Source organism: [Bacillus] selenitireducens MLS10 (genome assembly GCF_000093085.1).
GTDB classification, from domain to species: Bacteria; Bacillota; Bacilli; order Bacillales; family Salisediminibacteriaceae; genus Salisediminibacterium; species Salisediminibacterium selenitireducens.
This window is the reverse complement of the sequence record NC_014219.1, coordinates 24,765-42,189: the sequence shown is the minus strand read 5'-3', so window position 1 is coordinate 42,189 and position 17,425 is coordinate 24,765. Positions and strand designations below refer to the sequence as shown.

General features: G+C 50.0%; 14 protein-coding genes, 3 rRNA genes and 1 other RNA gene. All 18 read right to left on the bottom strand.

Annotated features, from left to right (window positions below):
• Positions 1-3: 3 nt before the first annotated feature.
• A complete protein-coding gene (locus BSEL_RS00170; protein ID WP_177304801.1) occupies positions 4-513 on the bottom strand; it encodes a hypothetical protein in 510 nt (169 codons plus the stop codon).
• 113 nt (positions 514-626) lie between these two features.
• Positions 627-1,274, bottom strand: a complete 648-nt coding sequence (locus BSEL_RS00165) for a queuosine precursor transporter (RefSeq protein WP_013171009.1) — start codon at positions 1,272-1,274, stop codon at positions 627-629.
• Complete coding sequence (gene queF, locus BSEL_RS00160) at positions 1,264-1,671, bottom strand: preQ(1) synthase (protein ID WP_013171008.1); 408 nt, start codon at positions 1,669-1,671, stop codon at positions 1,264-1,266. Before queF ends, BSEL_RS00165 begins: the two co-directional genes overlap by 11 nt.
• A 174-nt stretch (positions 1,672-1,845) precedes the next feature.
• Positions 1,846-1,962: ribosomal RNA gene (gene rrf / locus BSEL_RS00155) — 5S ribosomal RNA — on the bottom strand.
• 97 nt (positions 1,963-2,059) lie between these two features.
• Positions 2,060-4,995 (bottom strand): 23S ribosomal RNA (locus BSEL_RS00150).
• A 267-nt stretch (positions 4,996-5,262) separates the two neighbouring features.
• Positions 5,263-6,829: ribosomal RNA gene (locus tag BSEL_RS00145) — 16S ribosomal RNA — on the bottom strand.
• The 16S, 23S and 5S rRNA genes sit together here, the layout of an rRNA operon.
• 315 nt (positions 6,830-7,144) lie before the next feature.
• Positions 7,145-7,357: a YaaL family protein gene (locus BSEL_RS00140; protein WP_013171007.1), complete on the bottom strand. Its 213-nt coding sequence runs from the start codon at positions 7,355-7,357 to the stop codon at positions 7,145-7,147.
• A 29-nt stretch (positions 7,358-7,386) separates the two neighbouring features.
• Positions 7,387-7,983, bottom strand: coding sequence for a recombination mediator RecR (gene recR, locus BSEL_RS00135; RefSeq protein WP_013171006.1), 597 nt, complete (start codon positions 7,981-7,983; stop codon positions 7,387-7,389).
• Between the two features lie 103 nt (positions 7,984-8,086).
• On the bottom strand, positions 8,087-8,398 hold the full coding sequence (locus tag BSEL_RS00130; RefSeq protein WP_041581615.1) for a YbaB/EbfC family nucleoid-associated protein: 312 nt from the start codon (positions 8,396-8,398) through the stop codon (positions 8,087-8,089).
• A gap of 30 nt (positions 8,399-8,428) precedes the next feature.
• Entirely contained in the window at positions 8,429-10,231 is a 1,803-nt protein-coding gene (gene dnaX / locus BSEL_RS00125; RefSeq protein ID WP_013171004.1) for a DNA polymerase III subunit gamma/tau, read from the bottom strand.
• A gap of 186 nt (positions 10,232-10,417) precedes the next feature.
• Positions 10,418-10,683: signal recognition particle sRNA large type (ffs, locus tag BSEL_RS17310), an RNA gene on the bottom strand.
• Positions 10,684-10,807: 124 nt separating this feature from the next.
• On the bottom strand, positions 10,808-10,960 hold the full coding sequence (locus tag BSEL_RS17305; protein WP_013171003.1) for a YycC family protein: 153 nt from the start codon (positions 10,958-10,960) through the stop codon (positions 10,808-10,810).
• A complete protein-coding gene (gene tadA, locus BSEL_RS00120; RefSeq protein ID WP_013171002.1) occupies positions 10,935-11,459 on the bottom strand; it encodes a tRNA adenosine(34) deaminase TadA in 525 nt (174 codons plus the stop codon). The genes BSEL_RS17305 and tadA overlap by 26 nt, the downstream gene beginning before the upstream one ends.
• A gap of 75 nt (positions 11,460-11,534) precedes the next feature.
• Entirely contained in the window at positions 11,535-12,437 is a 903-nt protein-coding gene (opp4C, locus tag BSEL_RS00115) for an oligopeptide ABC transporter permease (RefSeq protein ID WP_013171001.1), read from the bottom strand.
• Positions 12,438-12,451: 14 nt separating this feature from the next.
• The gene (gene opp4B / locus BSEL_RS00110; RefSeq protein ID WP_013171000.1) at positions 12,452-13,417 is read right to left on the bottom strand and encodes an oligopeptide ABC transporter permease; all 966 of its coding nucleotides are present in this window, start codon (positions 13,415-13,417) and stop codon (positions 12,452-12,454) included.
• A 106-nt stretch (positions 13,418-13,523) separates the two neighbouring features.
• Positions 13,524-15,314, bottom strand: coding sequence for an oligopeptide ABC transporter substrate-binding protein (gene opp4A / locus BSEL_RS00105; protein WP_013170999.1), 1,791 nt, complete (start codon positions 15,312-15,314; stop codon positions 13,524-13,526).
• Positions 15,315-15,355: 41 nt separating this feature from the next.
• Complete coding sequence (locus BSEL_RS00100; protein ID WP_013170998.1) at positions 15,356-16,345, bottom strand: ABC transporter ATP-binding protein; 990 nt, start codon at positions 16,343-16,345, stop codon at positions 15,356-15,358.
• Positions 16,342-17,355 (bottom strand): ABC transporter ATP-binding protein, encoded by a 1,014-nt coding sequence (locus BSEL_RS00095; RefSeq protein ID WP_013170997.1) that lies wholly within the window; start codon positions 17,353-17,355, stop codon positions 16,342-16,344. Before BSEL_RS00095 ends, BSEL_RS00100 begins: the two co-directional genes overlap by 4 nt.
• Positions 17,356-17,425 lie beyond the last annotated feature (70 nt).

Here is a 17,425-nt window from a genome sequence, read left to right as displayed (position 1 = left end):
CGATTAAAGAAGCGGTTGACGGTCATCCCCTGTTTGATTTTTGAGGATCCGTTCCCGCTCTATTGGGTCCTCCTCTAAAAACCGCAATGTCTCCCCGTTCTCAACCATTTTTTGAACCGCTTCTTCATAAAGGGTTTCATTCATCTCAACCCGGATATACCCGAGAGGCAGTGCAATGACCAGGACGACGATCCACAAACCCCACAGCTCTCTGATATACACGGTGAACGGTTCAATCCCGCCCGACAGGGAGACAGCCAAAATGAACGAGACCTGCAATAAGAACACGGCCCCTTCCCTGAAGGCATTGACATGGTAGGAACGTCGGCGCTGTTGATAGCACTTGTAAAGGAATCTGTTTCTTGACCGGTCCGGGTCCTGGATGTCCCTAAACAGATAGAGAAAGACAGCCAGTACGATCAGATAATACGGAACCGGTCTGTTCACCTCGATGAGCAGAGGCCCTGCCAGGAGAACCCCCAAAATAACGATGTACATCATTCGTTTCACCATGCGGTTATGGATCATCCTATCACCCAACCTTTCTCTCTTTGGGTACGTTTTTCCAACCGGCCGGGTTTCAAAACAATCCCCCTGATTCCTAAGCGAATCAGGGGGATTATTTATTATGACGCCTGCCGGCTTTCTTCCTCTTCAGACGAACGTCTCGTCAAGAGATAGAAAATCGGCGTATCGATCAGGGCGATGATCAGCTTGACCGCATACTGGCTCACAATCATGATCCAGAGATTCGGCACGGTTCCGGCAAACGCAATGGTAATAAAAATCGTCGTATCCACAAACTGCGAAGAGGCCGTACTGACATTGTTTCGAAGCCACTTCTTCTCAGACCGGGTCTTTTCCTTCAGTTTTTTAAACACGTACACATCAAAGAACTGACTCCCGAGATATGCAGCCATGGATGCAAAGGCAAAGCGGTAGTTCTGACCGAGGAGCGTCTCGTAAGCGGCCTGACTCTCTGCCGCAAAGGGCGCCACAGGGAGGAAACCGCCCAGCACAATCATCGTACTTGCAAATATTTGTGCAATGAAACCAAATATAATCGTTCGCTTTGCCGTTTCATGGCCGTATTTTTCATGGATCACATCCGTAATCAAAAAGGTAAAGGCGTAGGTGATCACCGCGGCGGGGATCACAATAAACTCACCGAATGCAACGAGCTTCCCTGCAAGCACATTGGCGATCACAAGCGACGTGGCGAAAATGACGTTCAGGAGAACAAGAAGTTCACTCCTGGTGAGGTTAAGCTTCATGGATCCGCTCCGCCTCCGTCTCAAGCTGAATGCCGCCTCGCGGTGTCTGGTGGACCATCACTTTCACCCGTGCCGGTTCAATGGCTGCCATCACATCATCGGCAATCTGAGCGGCAAGTGACTCACAGTAGGCCCCTTCATCACGGTACGACCATAAGTAGAACTTCAGTGATTTTGATTCAATGCACTTATTCCTTGGCACATATTCGATCTCCACCTGACCAAAGTCCGGCTGACCGGTTTTTGGACAGACTGCGGTAAATTCGAGTGCTTTAAAGCGGACGACGGAAACGTCCGGTGCCGGGAATGCTTCATCCCGAAGGACATTTCTTCCTTCTTCCACGCTCGCAGGACGCGGCATCGGACCTGAACGCGGCAAATAATAATTTTCTGACATGTCAATCATCTCCCTAGTTTTGTTAAAGCAGGATGGTTACGAACTGCTCAACGGCTTATTATACGCCTGTTCACAGTAAAAAAGAAGACCTGAACCACAAAAATCCGATCGTTTTCATCTGTTTCTGCATAACAAAAAACCATCCCCCTGAACAATCAGAGAGATGGTTGAAGTGCCCGGCGACGTCCTACTTTCACAGGGGGACAGCCCCCAACTATCATCGGCGCTGAAGAGCTTAACTTCCGTGTTCGGCATGGGAACGGGTGTGACCTCTTCGCTGTCGCCACCAGACTATGAAATTGAGTGTAACCACTCAAAACTGAATAACGCATATGACGGGATCATGAATCCGTGTCTGTCCTTCGTGTTAACAAACTTCGCTTAACTCTTGGTTAAGCCCTCGATCGATTAGTATCACTCAGCTCCACATATCGCTATGCTTCCACACGTGACCTATCTACCTCATCGTCTCTGAGGGATCTTACTCACCGAAGTGATGGGAAATCTCATCTTGAGGGGGGCTTCATGCTTAGATGCTTTCAGCACTTATCCCGTCCACACGTAGCTACCCAGCGATGCTCCTGGCGGAACAACTGGTACACCAGCGGTGTGTCCATCCCGGTCCTCTCGTACTAAGGACAGCTCCTCTCAAATTTCCTACGCCCGCGACGGATAGGGACCGAACTGTCTCACGACGTTCTGAACCCAGCTCGCGTGCCGCTTTAATGGGCGAACAGCCCAACCCTTGGGACCTACTTCAGCCCCAGGATGCGACGAGCCGACATCGAGGTGCCAAACCTCCCCGTCGATGTGGACTCTTGGGAGAGATTAGCCTGTTATCCCCAGGGTAGCTTTTATCCGTTGAGCGACGGCCCTTCCATACGGTGCCGCCGGATCACTAAGCCCGACTTTCGTCCCTGCTCGACCTGTATGTCTCGCAGTCAAGCTCCCTTATGCCTTTGCACTCTGCGAATGATTTCCAACCATTCTGAGGGAACCTTTGGGCGCCTCCGTTACTCTTTAGGAGGCGACCGCCCCAGTCAAACTGCCCACCAGACACTGTCCCTGAACCGGATCACGGTTCGAGGTTAGAATTTCAGTACAGCAAGGGTAGTATCCCACCAATGCCTCCACCGAAGCTGGCGCTCCGGTTTCCAAGGCTCCTACCTATCCTGTACAAGCTGTACCAAAATCCAATATCAAGCTGCAGTAAAGCTCCATGGGGTCTTTCCGTCCTGTCGCGGGTAACCTGCATCTTCACAGGTAATATAATTTCACCGGGTCTCTCGTTGAGACAGTGCCCAAATCGTTGCACCTTTCGTGCGGGTCGGAACTTACCCGACAAGGAATTTCGCTACCTTAGGACCGTTATAGTTACGGCCGCCGTTTACTGGGGCTTCAATTCAGAGCTTCTCCCGAAGGATAACCCCACCTCTTAACCTTCCAGCACCGGGCAGGTGTCAGCCCCTATACTTCGCCTTGCGGCTTCGCAGAGACCTGTGTTTTTGATAAACAGTCGTTTGGGCCTATTCACTGCGGCTCCCCCAGGCTGTTCACCCTGGGGAGCACTCCTTCTCCCGAAGTTACGGAGTCATTTTGCCGAGTTCCTTAACGAGAGTTCTCCCGCGCGTCTTAGAATTCTCTTCCCGCCTACCTGTGTCGGTTTGCGGTACGGGCACCTGTTTCCTCGCTAGAGGCTTTTCTTGGCAGTGTAGAATCAGGAACTTCGCTACTGTAATTTCACTCGCGATCACAGCTCAACCTTACGGTTACGGGATTTGCCTCGTAACCAGCCTCACTGCTTCGACGCACACGACCAGCGGTGCGCTTACCCTATCTTCCTGCGTCCCCCCATTGCTCAAATGGAAACGTGGTGGTACAGGAATATCAACCTGTTTGCCATCGCCTACGCTTTTCAGCCTCGGCTTAGGACCCGACTAACCCTGAGCGGACGAGCCTTCCTCAGGAAACCTTAGGCTTTCGACGGAGGGGATTCCCACCCCTCTTTTCGCTACTCATACCGGCATTCTCACTTCCAGACGCTCCACATGTCCTTCCGGTCATGCTTCGCAGCCTCTGGAACGCTCCCCTACCCCGAACACCTTGCGGTGTTCAGCCATAGCTTCGGTGATACGTTTAGCCCCGGTACATTTTCGGCGCAGAGTCACTCGACCAGTGAGCTATTACGCACTCTTTCAATGATGGCTGCTTCTAAGCCAACATCCTGGTTGTCTAAGCAACTCCACATCCTTTTCCACTTAACGTATACTTGGGGACCTTAGCTGATGGTCTGGGCTGTTTCCCTCTTGACTACGGATCTTAGCACTCGCAGTCTGACTCCCGAGGATAAGTATTTGGCATTCGGAGTTTGACTGAATTCGGTAATCCTGTGGGGACCCCTAGTCCAATCAGTGCTCTACCTCCAATACTCTTCCCTCGAGGCTAGCCCTAAAGCTATTTCGGGGAGAACCAGCTATCTCCAGGTTCGATTGGCATTTCACCCCTACCCACACCTCATCCCCGCACTTTTCAACGTGCGTGGGTTCGGGCCTCCATTCAGTGTTACCTGAACTTCACCCTGGACATGGGTAGATCACCTGGTTTCGGGTCTGCAACCACGTACTTATTCGCCCTGTTCAGACTCGCTTTCGCTGCGGCTCCGCCTCTTCAGCTTAACCTTGCACGTGATCACAACTCGCCGGTTCATTCTACAAAAGGCACGCTGTCACCCATTAACGGGCTCCAACTACTTGTAGGCACACGGTTTCAAGATCTGTTTCACTCCCCTCCCGGGGTGCTTTTCACCTTTCCCTCACGGTACTGGTTCACTATCGGTCACTAGGAAGTATTTAGCCTTGGGAGATGGTCCTCCCGGATTCCGACGGGGTTTCACGTGTCCCGCCGTACTCAGGATCCACTCCGGAGGAGAGGGCGTTTCGGCTACAGGGCTGTTACCTTGTCCCGCGGGCCTTTCCAGGCCGCTTCACCTACGCTCTCTCTTTGTAACTCCAATGGAGTGTCCTACAACCCCGAAAGGCAAGCCTTTCGGTTTGGGCTGATTCCGTTTCGCTCGCCGCTACTCAGGAAATCGCATTTGCTTTCTCTTCCTCCGGGTACTAAGATGTTTCAGTTCCCCGGGTCTGCCTTCCATTACCCTATGGATTCAGGTATGGATCCCATCCCATTACGGATGGTGGGTTCCCCCATTCGGAAATCTCCGGATCAACGCTTACTTACAGCTCCCCGAAGCATATCGGTGTTCGTCCCGTCCTTCATCGGCTCCTAGTGCCAAGGTATCCACCGTGCGCCCTTTCTTGCTTAACCATTTTCCGCCTTGCGACGGACTTTCTTTTGGCGTCGTTTTAACCTTAACGTTTGAATTCAAGACACTCGGTTCCTCTCTACCTGAATAGGTTTCAAATAGTTGATTCACCGGTGATTCATGATGTTTCGTCATTTCGTTATTCAGTTTTCAAAGGTCACAAAAACCTGAAGAGTGTTTAACCCTTCAAAACTAAACAAAAAACCAGAGGCAAAAGTAAAAAGGTTGAGCTTATCTGAAAACCGGAGGTTTTCAGCAAGTCTCCTTAGAAAGGAGGTGATCCATCCGCACCTTCCGGTACGGATACCTTGTTACGACTTCACCCCAATCATCTGTCCCACCTTCGGCGGCTGGCTCCAAAAGGTTACCTCACCGACTTCGGGTGTTACAAACTCTCGTGGTGTGACGGGCGGTGTGTACAAGGCCCGGGAACGTATTCACCGCGGCATGCTGATCCGCGATTACTAGCAATTCCGGCTTCATGCAGGCGAGTTGCAGCCTGCAATCCGAACTGAGAATGGCTTTATGGGATTGGCTTCACCTCGCGGCTTCGCAACCCATTGTACCATCCATTGTAGCACGTGTGTAGCCCAGGTCATAAGGGGCATGATGATTTGACGTCATCCCCACCTTCCTCCGGTTTATCACCGGCAGTCACCTTAGAGTGCCCAACTGAATGCTGGCAACTAAGATCAGGGGTTGCGCTCGTTGCGGGACTTAACCCAACATCTCACGACACGAGCTGACGACAACCATGCACCACCTGTCACTCTGTCCCCCGAAGGGGAAAGTCCAGTCTCCTGGATGTTCAGAGGATGTCAAGACCTGGTAAGGTTCTTCGCGTTGCTTCGAATTAAACCACATGCTCCACTGCTTGTGCGGGCCCCCGTCAATTCCTTTGAGTTTCAGCCTTGCGGCCGTACTCCCCAGGCGGAGTGCTTAATGTGTTAACTTCGGCACTAAGGGTATCGAAACCCCTAACACCTAGCACTCATCGTTTACGGCGTGGACTACCAGGGTATCTAATCCTGTTTGCTCCCCACGCTTTCGCGCCTCAGCGTCAGTTGTAAGCCAGAAAGTCGCCTTCGCCACTGGTGTTCCTCCACATATCTACGCATTTCACCGCTACACGTGGAATTCCACTTTCCTCTCTTACACTCAAGTCTCCCAGTTTCCAATGACCCTCCACGGTTGAGCCGTGGGCTTTCACATCAGACTTAAGAGACCGCCTGCGCGCGCTTTACGCCCAATAATTCCGGACAACGCTTGCCCCCTACGTATTACCGCGGCTGCTGGCACGTAGTTAGCCGGGGCTTTCTCGTGAGGTACCGTCAAGGTGCCGCCTTATTCAAACGGCACTTGTTCTTCCCTCATAACAGAACTTTACGATCCGAGAACCTTCATCGTTCACGCGGCATTGCACCGTCAGGCTTTCGCCCATTGCGGATGATTCCCTACTGCTGCCTCCCGTAGGAGTCTGGGCCGTGTCTCAGTCCCAGTGTGGCCGATCACCCTCTCAGGTCGGCTACGCATCGTCGCCTTGGTGAGCCCTTACCTCACCAACTAGCTAATGCGCCGCGGGCCCATCCTGCAGTGAGAGGACGAATCCCCTCTTTTACATCGGCACCATGCGGTGCCAATGGTCATCCGGTATTAGCCTCATTTTCACGAGGTTGTCCCGGTCTGCAGGGCAGGTTGCCCACGTGTTACTCACCCGTCCGCCGCTCATTCCACTTTCGTCCACCCGAAGGCTTCTGAAAGCTTCCTGCGCTCGACTTGCATGTATTAGGCATGCCGCCAGCGTTCGTCCTGAGCCAGGATCAAACTCTCCAATAAAGTTGAGTTTGATGCGCTAGCATCATACCAGTATCGATGAAAACACTGGATTTTAATTGACGGGATATCTTATTCATATATCCCACTTTTTTTGCTTGGTTTTTGTTTAGTTTTCAAAGGTCAACTTTCGTCGCAAACTCTTAAAGCGACTCCTTCAGAGTATCACGTATCAACGTTTCCGTCAACACTTTTTTATTCTGTGTGAATTCTGTTTGAGCCGTCGTTTCGGCGACAAGGAATAATATATCACGGTGGGTCATTCAGGTCAACACTTTCAAACAACTTTTTTTGAAAAAAATAAGATTTACTTATCCTTTATTGAAATCGGGTTCTTCTGTGACGGGCTTCCCTCAACAAAAAATAATACTTGGCCCGGGCAAGCTTCGACTGTCTTTCAATTTCCGGTGACGCATTAACAGACTGGTGAATACGGGCATCCTGTTCATCTGCCTGGCGCTTAAACCTGTCCAATAAGGCAATGAGTTCCGCATCTTTTTCCCGTCGCATTTTCCCTTTTCGGCTGAACATCTTCTTTCGCCTCCTTTCTCTCGGATTTGTTACAGTTCCCGTCTTCCTTCGATTGCCCTTGAGAGTGTCATTTCATCTGCATATTCAAGATCGCCGCCAACAGGAAGGCCATGAGCAATCCGGGTCACTTTCATTCCCGTCGGTTTGACGAGGCGGGAAATATACATGGCAGTCGCTTCCCCTTCAATATTCGGATTCGTTGCGATGATTAATTCCTGAACTGTTTCGTCCTGCAGCCGTTTCAGAAGATCAGGGATGAAAATATCCTCCGGTCCGATCCCGTCAACCGGTGAAATCGCCCCGTGAAGCACATGATACATTCCTGTATACTCGCGCATTTTCTCCATTGCAATGACATCCTTCGCATCCTGTACGACACAAATAATGGAACGGTCCCGGCTCTGATCATCACAAATTCTGCACGGATCGGTATCGGTGATATGGTGACAAACCGAGCAGTAAGTCAGTTCACGCTTTGCATTCACCAGTGCTTTTGCAAAATCGAGCACATCATCCTCGTTCATATCCAACACATAAAAAGCCAGGCGGGCAGCTGTTTTGGGTCCAATGCCCGGGAGTTTCATAAATCCTTCGATCAGTTTTGTTACCGGTTGCGGATATTGCACAGTCATTCCCTCACTTTCAATTCGGCAAATTCTGAGCATGGAAAAGGACCCGGTCCGAAAAGTCAGCTCCCGGGTCCCCTTATTCACATTTGAATCCGGACACTTACATCATGCCGGGGATGTTCATGCCTTTTGTGAATTTACCCATTTTCTCATTTACCACTTCATCAACTTTGTTCAACGCTTCGTTGGTCGCTGCAAGAACAAGATCTTCAAGCATTTCAACATCATCCGGATCGACAGCTTCTTCATTAATCTGGATATCGAGAATTCGCTTTTCCCCGCTCGCAATGACCTTGACCATGCCACCGCCTGCAGTAGCTTCTACTGTTTCATCCTTCAGCTGTTCCTGAGCTTTCGCCATATCCTTTTGCATCTTCTGCATTTGCTTCATCATATTTCCCATATTTTTCATTCCTGCTCATCCTTTCAATTTGGCTCTTATTTATTCTTCAATCCGCACGAGGTCGGATCCGAACATTTTGATTGCTTCATCAACAACCGCTTCACCCTGATCTTCTTCGGGTTCATCTTCCACTGCTTGACCGGCTGCTTCACTGTCGCCATCCTGAGGCACATCTTCTGATTCCTGATTTCCGTCAGCGGGCTGACTGGCCTGCTTCTTCTTTTGTTCTTTGACAAACGCCGCCTTCACTTCTTCCCAGTCCTGTTCAAGGAGGGTATACATAACGAGCTGCGTATCCATCACCTGCGAAACAACGCCTTCGATCAGATCTCTGAATTTATCGTCCACCATGCCGCGATGCATCTCGTTTCGAAAGGCAAGGACGTAGTGACCTGAAGATGCCACGACTGGCTTACAGTCATTCAGCCAGGCTGATGCAGCCACATTCTGCTGCTTCACCGTATCCTGTATCTGAGCCCATTTCTGGTGAATTGCTTTGAGATGTGCCTTCGTCGCTTCATTCAGCACACCCTTTACACGCTGCATATTCGCCCGGCTGGCACCGGTCGATGCCGCTTGAGGCTGTTTTCTGACAGGCGCCTGCGGCTGCGAAGGGCTTGCTGGCTGATCAGGCCGGCCTGCAGGTGCCTGCGAAGGCGCCTGTTGCAAACGCCGTTCTAAATCTGCGAGTTTATGTTCAAGGGTACTGATTTGCTGACGAACCTCTTCAGGAAGCCCGGCTTTCTCCGGTTCCCGACTCGGCATTTGGCAAGCCTGCACAACAAACATCTCCAAAAATACTGCCGGATGACTAGCCCACTTCATCTGCTGCTGAAAATGATTCAGCTTCTCCATGAGTGCGAAGAGCCACGACTGGCTTGCTTTTGATGCAAGTATCTCAAACCGCTGATCGCCAAGTTTACGGTCGCCGGATTCATCAAGGGCAGGTGCAGCCTGTACCATTAAAAGATCCCGGGTCAAAAAGATGAAGTCTTCCATAAACCGCCCGGGATCCTTCCCGTCGCTCATCAGCCGATCAATGGCAGTCAGACCATCTGCCACCTGCTGATCGAGGAGCGCTTCCATTACATCATACATCAAATCCTGCGAGGCCGCACCGATGATGGATAAAACATCATCCAGGGTGACGGATGTATCCGCATAAGAGATCGCCTGATCAAGCAGGCTGAGTGCATCCCGCATCCCGCCTTCTGAAGCCCGTGCGATCATGGACAAGGCGTCTGGATCCACGGCGAGGTCCCCATCTTCAATGATCTCCTCCATGCGTTTGATCATGGTATGTGCAGTGATCCGCTTGAAGTCAAATCTCTGGCATCTGGAAATGATGGTGAGCGGTATTTTATGCGGCTCTGTTGTGGCAAGGATAAAAATCACATGCCGCGGCGGTTCCTCAAGTGTTTTCAACAGGGCATTAAATGCTCCTGTCGTCAGCATATGCACCTCGTCAATAATATAGACTTTGTATGATGCACCACTCGGAGCGAACTTCACTTTATCCCGAATATCACGAATCTCATCCACACCGTTGTTACTCGCCGCGTCAATTTCAATGACATCGACGATACTGCCGTCCTGGATGCCCGTACAGGTCGAACAGGTATTACACGGTTCTTCGACCGGTGCCTGTTCACAGTTTACCGCCTTGGCAATGATCTTCGCCGCACTGGTTTTCCCTGTTCCGCGAGGTCCGCTGAACAGATACGCATGGGAAAGTTTCTGCTGCAAAAGCGCATTCCGGAGCGTACGGGTGATATGTTCCTGACCGACGACATCTTTCAATACCTGTGGTCGCCATACTCTGTATAATGCCTGATAAGCCATTCCCTGTCACATCCTCCCGCACTATTGATCCGATAGCTTATTGCCGTCCTGTATCATACCCATTATACCGGTTCACATTCCTGTTGTGAACCGTTCTTCGACAAGGGCACGGACGATTCTTTTCAGTTAAAAACAGCCCGGAAACGAAAACCGTCTCCAGGCTGTTTGCAATGATATAATAAAGTGCCGTGCACCTTCCTTCGATCGATGTTCCACAAGCGTTAAACCGGCAGTTAGCTCGGTCCAGGCAACTCTGCGGCACACGGAATGATCTGCTTACTGCTGCTTCCTTCCGGACCTGACAGGGTTCACAGGATTCCGTTGCGCAGAACCCAAACGTCAACACCACTTACCGGAGTCAGACCAAGCAGAACAAAGACCTCAGGAAGGGATTCAGCCTCGCTATAGCGGATTGCGAGTTCAGGGCACCGCTACCTCCCCGCCTAGCACGACAAACTTGATAATAATTTCAGGCGCTTTCTTCAGCGCAAAGACAAGTATATCGTTTTTAAATATGAATTGCAATACATTGAAAAAAGTCCGTTAAATTCGATTCAGCGGATCAGCGCAAATCGCTCAATCCTTCTTATCCGCTTCCTGCTGATCCTCGATTTCCTTCAGCTTGGCCATGAGGATATGAGGTGGCGTATGCATGACATGCTCAAGAGGCATATTCAGTTTCTCCGAGAGCATTTGGGCTGTTTCAAGTGAAATCTGATTCGGTCTCATGAGGAATCCCCTCCTTCTTTTTTTGTTTACGGGCCTCTCTTAGCGCCCTAAAAAATGATGACAGTCTGTCAGCGGCTTCTTCTTTCAGCGTTCCGCTTGTCACTAGTGGCGCATGGTTGAATTTCGGTTCATCAAGAAGATTGACCACCGTACCGCACGAACCGCCTTTCGGGTCGTCGGCGCCGTAAACAACCCGGTCTATTCTTGACTGCACGATCGCCCCTGCACACATCGGACAGGGTTCAAGGGTGACATAGAGGGTACAGCCTTCAAGACGCCATGTCTTGAGAATCCTGCAGGCTTCTTCAATGGCAACAAGTTCAGCGTGACCCGTAGCCCGCTGTTTTGTCTCCCTCTCATTATATCCCCTCGCAATAATTATATCATCCTTAACAATCACGGCGCCAATGGGAACCTCCCCAATGGCCTCCGCTTTGTCCGCTTCTGTGAGCGCCTCTTTCATATAAGCTTCATCTTTAAGCTGTTGACTGGTTTTCATCACTTTCCCTCCTTTCGTTCATGATGAAAGCAAAACAAAAGACGAAGGGAACACCCTCCGTCTTTGTATTATAACTTATCGTAACGATTTCGGGTTAAAGGCGTCTTTAATGCCTTCACCGATAAAGTTAATGGACAAAATGGTGAATGTGATCGCAAGACCCGGTGGCATCCAGATCCACCAGTAGTTCCGAATCACGTTCGGGTTACTTGCTTCGCTCATCATGTTCCCCCAACTCGGTGTCCCCTGTGGAACCCCAAACCCGAGGAAACTGAGCGCTGTCTCCGCTACAATCATAACGGCCAGCAGCAGTGTAGCCTGAACAATAATGGTCGTCATGACGTTTGGCAGCATATGCTTACGGATGACCTTGAACGGTGTCCCTCCAATGGAGATCGCCGCCAAGACATACTCATTTTCCTTCTCAGACATCGTTTTACTCCGTACAACACGGGCCGCCCCTGTCCAGGACAACACCATCAGTACAAGAATCAATGCAAATACGCCCGAATCACGGAAGATGGAAGCCAGCACGATAACGAACACCAAAAATGGAAAGTTCATCATAAAATCGGTAAAACGCATCAGAACAGCGTCCACAATACCTCCGTAATAACCGGAAACAGAGCCGATAACCGTGGCGATGATCACAATACCGATCGTAGCGGTGAAACCGATCAAAAGAGAGGTTCTCGCACCGTATAAGAGAAGTGTCCAAACATCCCGCCCCGCCCCGTCTGTACCAAGGAGGTGGTCCCCGCCAGGCTCTGTAAACCTGTTGGTCGGATCCACCCGGCTCGGATCAAACGGTGCAATCCAGTATGACAAGATAGCAAGTGTCGTCACCACAACCAAAAAGACAAGGCTGATCATGGCGAGTTTATTATTGAAAAACTTCTTTCTCGCAATCGACCAGGGAGACTGTTTTTTCGCCCGTTTCTCGAGCTCTTTTTCTTTTGCTTTATCTATCGTAGCCATTTAAACGTCGCCCCCTATTCTACTCTGATACGGGGATCGACGACACCGTAAACGAGATCGGCAATCAGGTTACCAATCAGTGTTGCGATGGAGAGCATGAGCGTTACCGCCACTACGACCGCCGAATCACGCTGTTGAATCGATGTAATCAGCAGTTCTCCAATTCCCCGATAAGAGAAAATAGTCTCAATGATAACGGAGCCGCCAATGATACTTGCAATATCAAAGCCGAACAGCGTTACGATTGGAATGATTGAATTGCGTAAAATATGCTTGTTGTAAATTTCATTCTCCGGTGTTCCCTTTGCACGGGCAGTCCGCACATAATCCTTCTGCGAACTTTCAATGATATCGTTTCTCAGGAATTGCGTATAACTCGCAGTTGTCAGCATCCCCAAAACGAGTGCCGGAAGTGCCACGTGATGCAGTCTGCTCATCCAGTATTCAAACGTCCCCGGCGTCATGCCCGAACCGATACTTCCTGTAGCCGGGAACCAGCCCAGCTGGAACGAAAAAATAAAAATCGCAAAAATCGATGCGACAAAACTCGGGATCGCAAGCATCAGATAGTTGACTCCCTGAATCGTGTAATCTCCTGGTGTGTAAGGGTTTCTACCTGCATAACGTCCCATGAAGAATGCAAGTATGTACGTAATAATCAATGACAGAACTGAGAGCCGGATAGTGTTCGGCAGCCTTTCTCCAATCAGATCCATCACACCCATTCTATGAACGACCGAGCGACCGAAATCCCATTGAACAACCCCGGAAATCCAACGTCCATATTGCACGTGGGCTGGATCATTCAATCCAAGTTCTTCCCGCATTTCTGCAATGTATTCCGGATTACTGTTACTCGGGTCTATCTGACCGGACAACGCATCACCAGGCATCATCAGTGCCAATACAAAAACAACAACAGAGATCATGATCATGATCGGAATCATGACAAGTATGCGCCTCATTGTATAAATTAACATGATCATTACTCCTTGCTACGTAGTGTCATGAAAACCCGGGATTGACCTCCACCCCATAAGAGTGGAGGTCAACGGGTTTATTCATGTGTTTGTTCGTATTCTCAAATTACTGCTCGCGATACCAGAGGTGCGCATCACCGGCTGCATCACGTACTTCAGCTGTAATGCCGCCAACGTCCGCAGCAATACCGTAAATGTTAACCGGGGAACTTATCGGAATCATTGGCAGTTCTTCGTTGAATAGCTGGTGCCATTCCTGATAGACGCTTTGACGGTATTCAAAGTCGAGAGCTTCTTCAGAAACACCTGCACGGATCAGTTCATCAGACTCTTCGTTCACCCAACGTGTGAAGTTCCAGAAATCAGTGGAGAGCCAGAGACCACTCAAGTCAGGGTCAGCCGTTGCAAGTCCCCATGCACCCATAAAGATATCAATGTCTGAATCATCTTCTTCAACAAGGTCATAGAACAGGTTGAAGTCAAGAAGCTGTCCATCCATGAGCTGTGCGTTAATCCCGACATCCTGCAGGTTCTGAATGATGTACTGGGCACGTGGCTCAGCAATATCCGCAGGGGCGTTCATCGCAGCAAAGTTCACCGTAAACTCGTCACCATTCGGATCTTCGACAAAACCGTCACCGGTAACGTCTTCGTAACCTGCTTCTTCAAGCAGTTCTCTTGCACGGTCCGGATCATGTTCATACTGGTTCAAAGCTGACTCATCCGGATAGCTCCAACGGATAACAGATTCTGGTGCGTTAATCACTGTGCCGTAACCTTCCATGAAGGAGTCAATGATTCCCTGACGGTCAATCGCATGAGCGAACGCATGACGGAGTTCCTTGCTTTGGAACTTCTCGTTATCCATTACTGCTGTTCCCTCTTCATCATCCCAGTGACCGAGCTTAAAGCCGATATACATGTAGGAAAGGGCTTCAATTTCTTCAAGGTACACTCTGTCATCGTCCTGAAGCGGAAGTGCCTGACCGCCAGTCAATTCAATCACGTCGACTTCTCCCTGCGCCAACAGTTCTCCGGAGAGTTCACCGTCAACGATTCTGTAAACAACGCCGTCAAGGTTCGGAGCACCTTGCCAGTAATCTTCAAATGCTGAGTATTCAATCATTTCGCCCGGTACCACGTTGTCTACTACAAATGCACCAAGGCCAACTGGATTACGACGGATTTCATCCGCGTCTTCCATTTCAGAGACTTCCAGATGCCCAAGATGGTTCACAGACATTGGATAGCTCCAAAGGTTTGCGAGATTGTTCGCCTGTACTTCTTTAAATTCAACGGAGAACGTATAGTCATCAATCACTTCAACACCAGCAAGCTCGTCTGTTTCACCGGCACGGTACTCATCATAACCGACGATACGGTCCACGTTGGACTGACGGGCAGTATTCCCGTCCGGATGAGCAATCGTTTCATAGGAGAATTTGAAGTCTTCAGCAGTCAGTTCAACACCGTCATGCCACATAACACCTTCTTCTAGATGGAACGTAACAGTCGTATTATCGTCACTCCATTCCCACTCGCGCGCAAGGCTTGGCTCTAATTCGAATTCATTCTCAGAACGAACCTGATAAAGCGCCTCACCGTTAAAGAGTGAAAGTGCCAGGCTGTCATCCTGACCTTCGTACCAGGCCCAGTCAAGAAGACCGGCAAATGGAGACGTATAGCCGTAAGTCACCGTACCACCCTGTGGTACGTCACCATCAGCCGTTTCATCATTGTCATCGTTGTCGTCGTTCATTTCCGCATTGTCGTTATTCCCGTCGTTGGCAGGATCCGTGTTATTCTCGTTCCCGTCATCGTTGTTACCACCACATGCAGCTACGACCATCGTTGTGGACAATAGTGCTGCAGGCAAAAGAAATTTTGAACGTTTCATGCTTGTGTTTCCCCCTTTTAATGTGTGTAAAATGACTTCCCTTATTTCTCATAAAGCAGGCATGACACCCTGTGTTCTCCGTTCACCCCCTTTAGTTCCGGCTTCTTTTCACTGCACTCCGGCATCACCTGCGGACAGCGCGGATGAAACGGACAGCCGACCGGCGGGTTCTGAGGACTTGGAACATCCCCGGAAAGAATGATTCTTTCACTTTTATTTCTCGGATCCGGTTGAGGGATCGCGGAAATCAGTGCCTGGGTGTACGGGTGTTTCGGATTGGCATAAATCTCATCGGCATCGGCGATTTCGACAAGGTTTCCGAGATACATGACACCGATCCGGTCACTCATATGCTTGACCACGCTCAAGTCGTGGGCGATAAACAGTAACGTCAGATTGAATTCCTCCTGAAGCTCTTTCAGAAGATTCAGTACCTGGGACTGAACGGACACGTCAAGTGCGGATACCGGCTCATCGGCAACGATGAGTTTCGGCTTCAGGGCAAGAGCACGGGCAATGCCGATCCGCTGCCGCTGACCCCCGGAGAATTCATGGGGATATTTAAAATAGGCGTCTTCAGGAAGACCAACCCTCGTCAACAGCTGCATGACTTCTTCTTTGTACTTCGACTCATTGCCGCCATTGAAATTGATAATCGGCTCGGTAATAATACTCCCGACCATCATCTTCGGATTTAATGAAGCATATGGATCCTGGAAGACCATCTGAATATCTTTTCGGATGTTACGGAGTTCCGAACCTCTGAGATCGGTGATATCCCGACCTTCAAAAGTGATCTTACCTTCCGTCGGTTTAAACAGCCGTGTAATCGTTCGGCCGGCCGTTGACTTTCCGCATCCGGATTCACCAACGAGTCCGAACGTTTCACCGCGTTTGAGTTCAAGAGAGATATTATCAACGGCTTTGACGTCCCCTACTTTTCTTCGGAAAAAACCACCGCGGACCGGATAATATTTCTTCAGTTCTTCTACAACAAGGAGATGTTCTGAAGTTTCTGTTGCTTTTGTCATTGCTGCACCTCCGTTGACGCACCCGGTTTACTTGCATCGTACAAAATACAGCGGACCGAATGACCTTTTTCTGTTTCCCCGAGCTCCGGATCAATCTCGGAGCACTCCGGCATGGCTTCCGGACAACGGTTGACGAAGCGGCAACCTTTTTCCGGCATATTCTTCAAAGATGGCACAATTCCTTTAATCGTGTTTAACACTTCTCTGTCTTCATCCATTCTCGGGATCGAACTGAGGAGTGCTTTCGTATATGGATGCTTCGGATCGTAGAAAATCCGGTCCACGTCAGACTCCTCGACAACCTGACCTGCATACATGACGACAACCCGGTCAGCCATTTCTGCCACGACGCCGAGGTCATGGGTGATGAGCATAACCGCCATCCCCACCTCATCCTGGATCTTCGTAATCAGTTCGAGAATCTGGGCCTGTACCGTCACGTCAAGGGCCGTTGTCGGTTCATCGGCAATCAGAAGCTGCGGCTGGCACGCAATCGCCATGGCAATCATGACACGCTGGCGCATACCGCCGGAGAGCTGGTGCGGATATTCATTGACGATTTGTTCACCACGGGAAATTCCGACCTGCTTTAACAGGGAAATACTCTTCTTGCGGATTTCCTCCCGGGAATTATCCGTGTGGTTATGAAGCACTTCATCCATCTGCCAGCCGATGGTCATAACAGGATTCAACGCTGTCATCGGCTCCTGGAAAATCATGCTGATATCCTTGCCGCGGATTTTGTTCATTTCTTTATCATTCAACGGCACGAGGTCCCGTCCTTTATAGAGGATCTGTCCTTTATCGATCGTTCCGTTATGTTTGGGTAACAACTTCATCACAGACAGGGACATGACACTTTTACCACAGCCTGATTCACCAACGACACACACCACTTCACGGGGTTTCACACTGAACGATACATCTTTTACTGCGTAGTGCATTTTGCCATCGATCGTGAATCCGGTGTGCAGGTCTTTAATCTCGAGAAGCGCATCCTGATTGCTCATTGAACCATCAAACCCTTCGATGTTTTCTGAATATAATATTCCAAGCGGAATTCATCTCCGCTTATTCTGA

What these genes read in the sequence shown, in the direction of transcription:
- BSEL_RS00100 (WP_013170998.1), bottom strand. Translation starts at nt 16,345, where the DNA reads ATGACAAAAGCAACAGAAACTTCAGAACATCTCCTTGTTGTAGAAGAA.
- BSEL_RS00170 (WP_177304801.1), bottom strand. Translation starts at nt 513, where the DNA reads ATGGTGAAACGAATGATGTACATCGTTATTTTGGGGGTTCTCCTGGCA.
- opp4C (WP_013171001.1), bottom strand. Translation starts at nt 12,437, where the DNA reads ATGGCTACGATAGATAAAGCAAAAGAAAAAGAGCTCGAGAAACGGGCG.
- queF (WP_013171008.1), bottom strand. Translation starts at nt 1,671, where the DNA reads ATGTCAGAAAATTATTATTTGCCGCGTTCAGGTCCGATGCCGCGTCCT.
- tadA (WP_013171002.1), bottom strand. Translation starts at nt 11,459, where the DNA reads ATGAAAACCAGTCAACAGCTTAAAGATGAAGCTTATATGAAAGAGGCG.
- BSEL_RS17305 (WP_013171003.1), bottom strand. Translation starts at nt 10,960, where the DNA reads ATGAGACCGAATCAGATTTCACTTGAAACAGCCCAAATGCTCTCGGAG.
- dnaX (WP_013171004.1), bottom strand. Translation starts at nt 10,231, where the DNA reads ATGGCTTATCAGGCATTATACAGAGTATGGCGACCACAGGTATTGAAA.
- opp4B (WP_013171000.1), bottom strand. Translation starts at nt 13,417, where the DNA reads ATGTTAATTTATACAATGAGGCGCATACTTGTCATGATTCCGATCATG.
- BSEL_RS00130 (WP_041581615.1), bottom strand. Translation starts at nt 8,398, where the DNA reads ATGAAAAATATGGGAAATATGATGAAGCAAATGCAGAAGATGCAAAAG.
- BSEL_RS00165 (WP_013171009.1), bottom strand. Translation starts at nt 1,274, where the DNA reads ATGAAGCTTAACCTCACCAGGAGTGAACTTCTTGTTCTCCTGAACGTC.
- opp4A (WP_013170999.1), bottom strand. Translation starts at nt 15,314, where the DNA reads ATGAAACGTTCAAAATTTCTTTTGCCTGCAGCACTATTGTCCACAACG.
- BSEL_RS00095 (WP_013170997.1), bottom strand. Translation starts at nt 17,355, where the DNA reads ATGAGCAATCAGGATGCGCTTCTCGAGATTAAAGACCTGCACACCGGA.
- BSEL_RS00140 (WP_013171007.1), bottom strand. Translation starts at nt 7,357, where the DNA reads ATGTTCAGCCGAAAAGGGAAAATGCGACGGGAAAAAGATGCGGAACTC.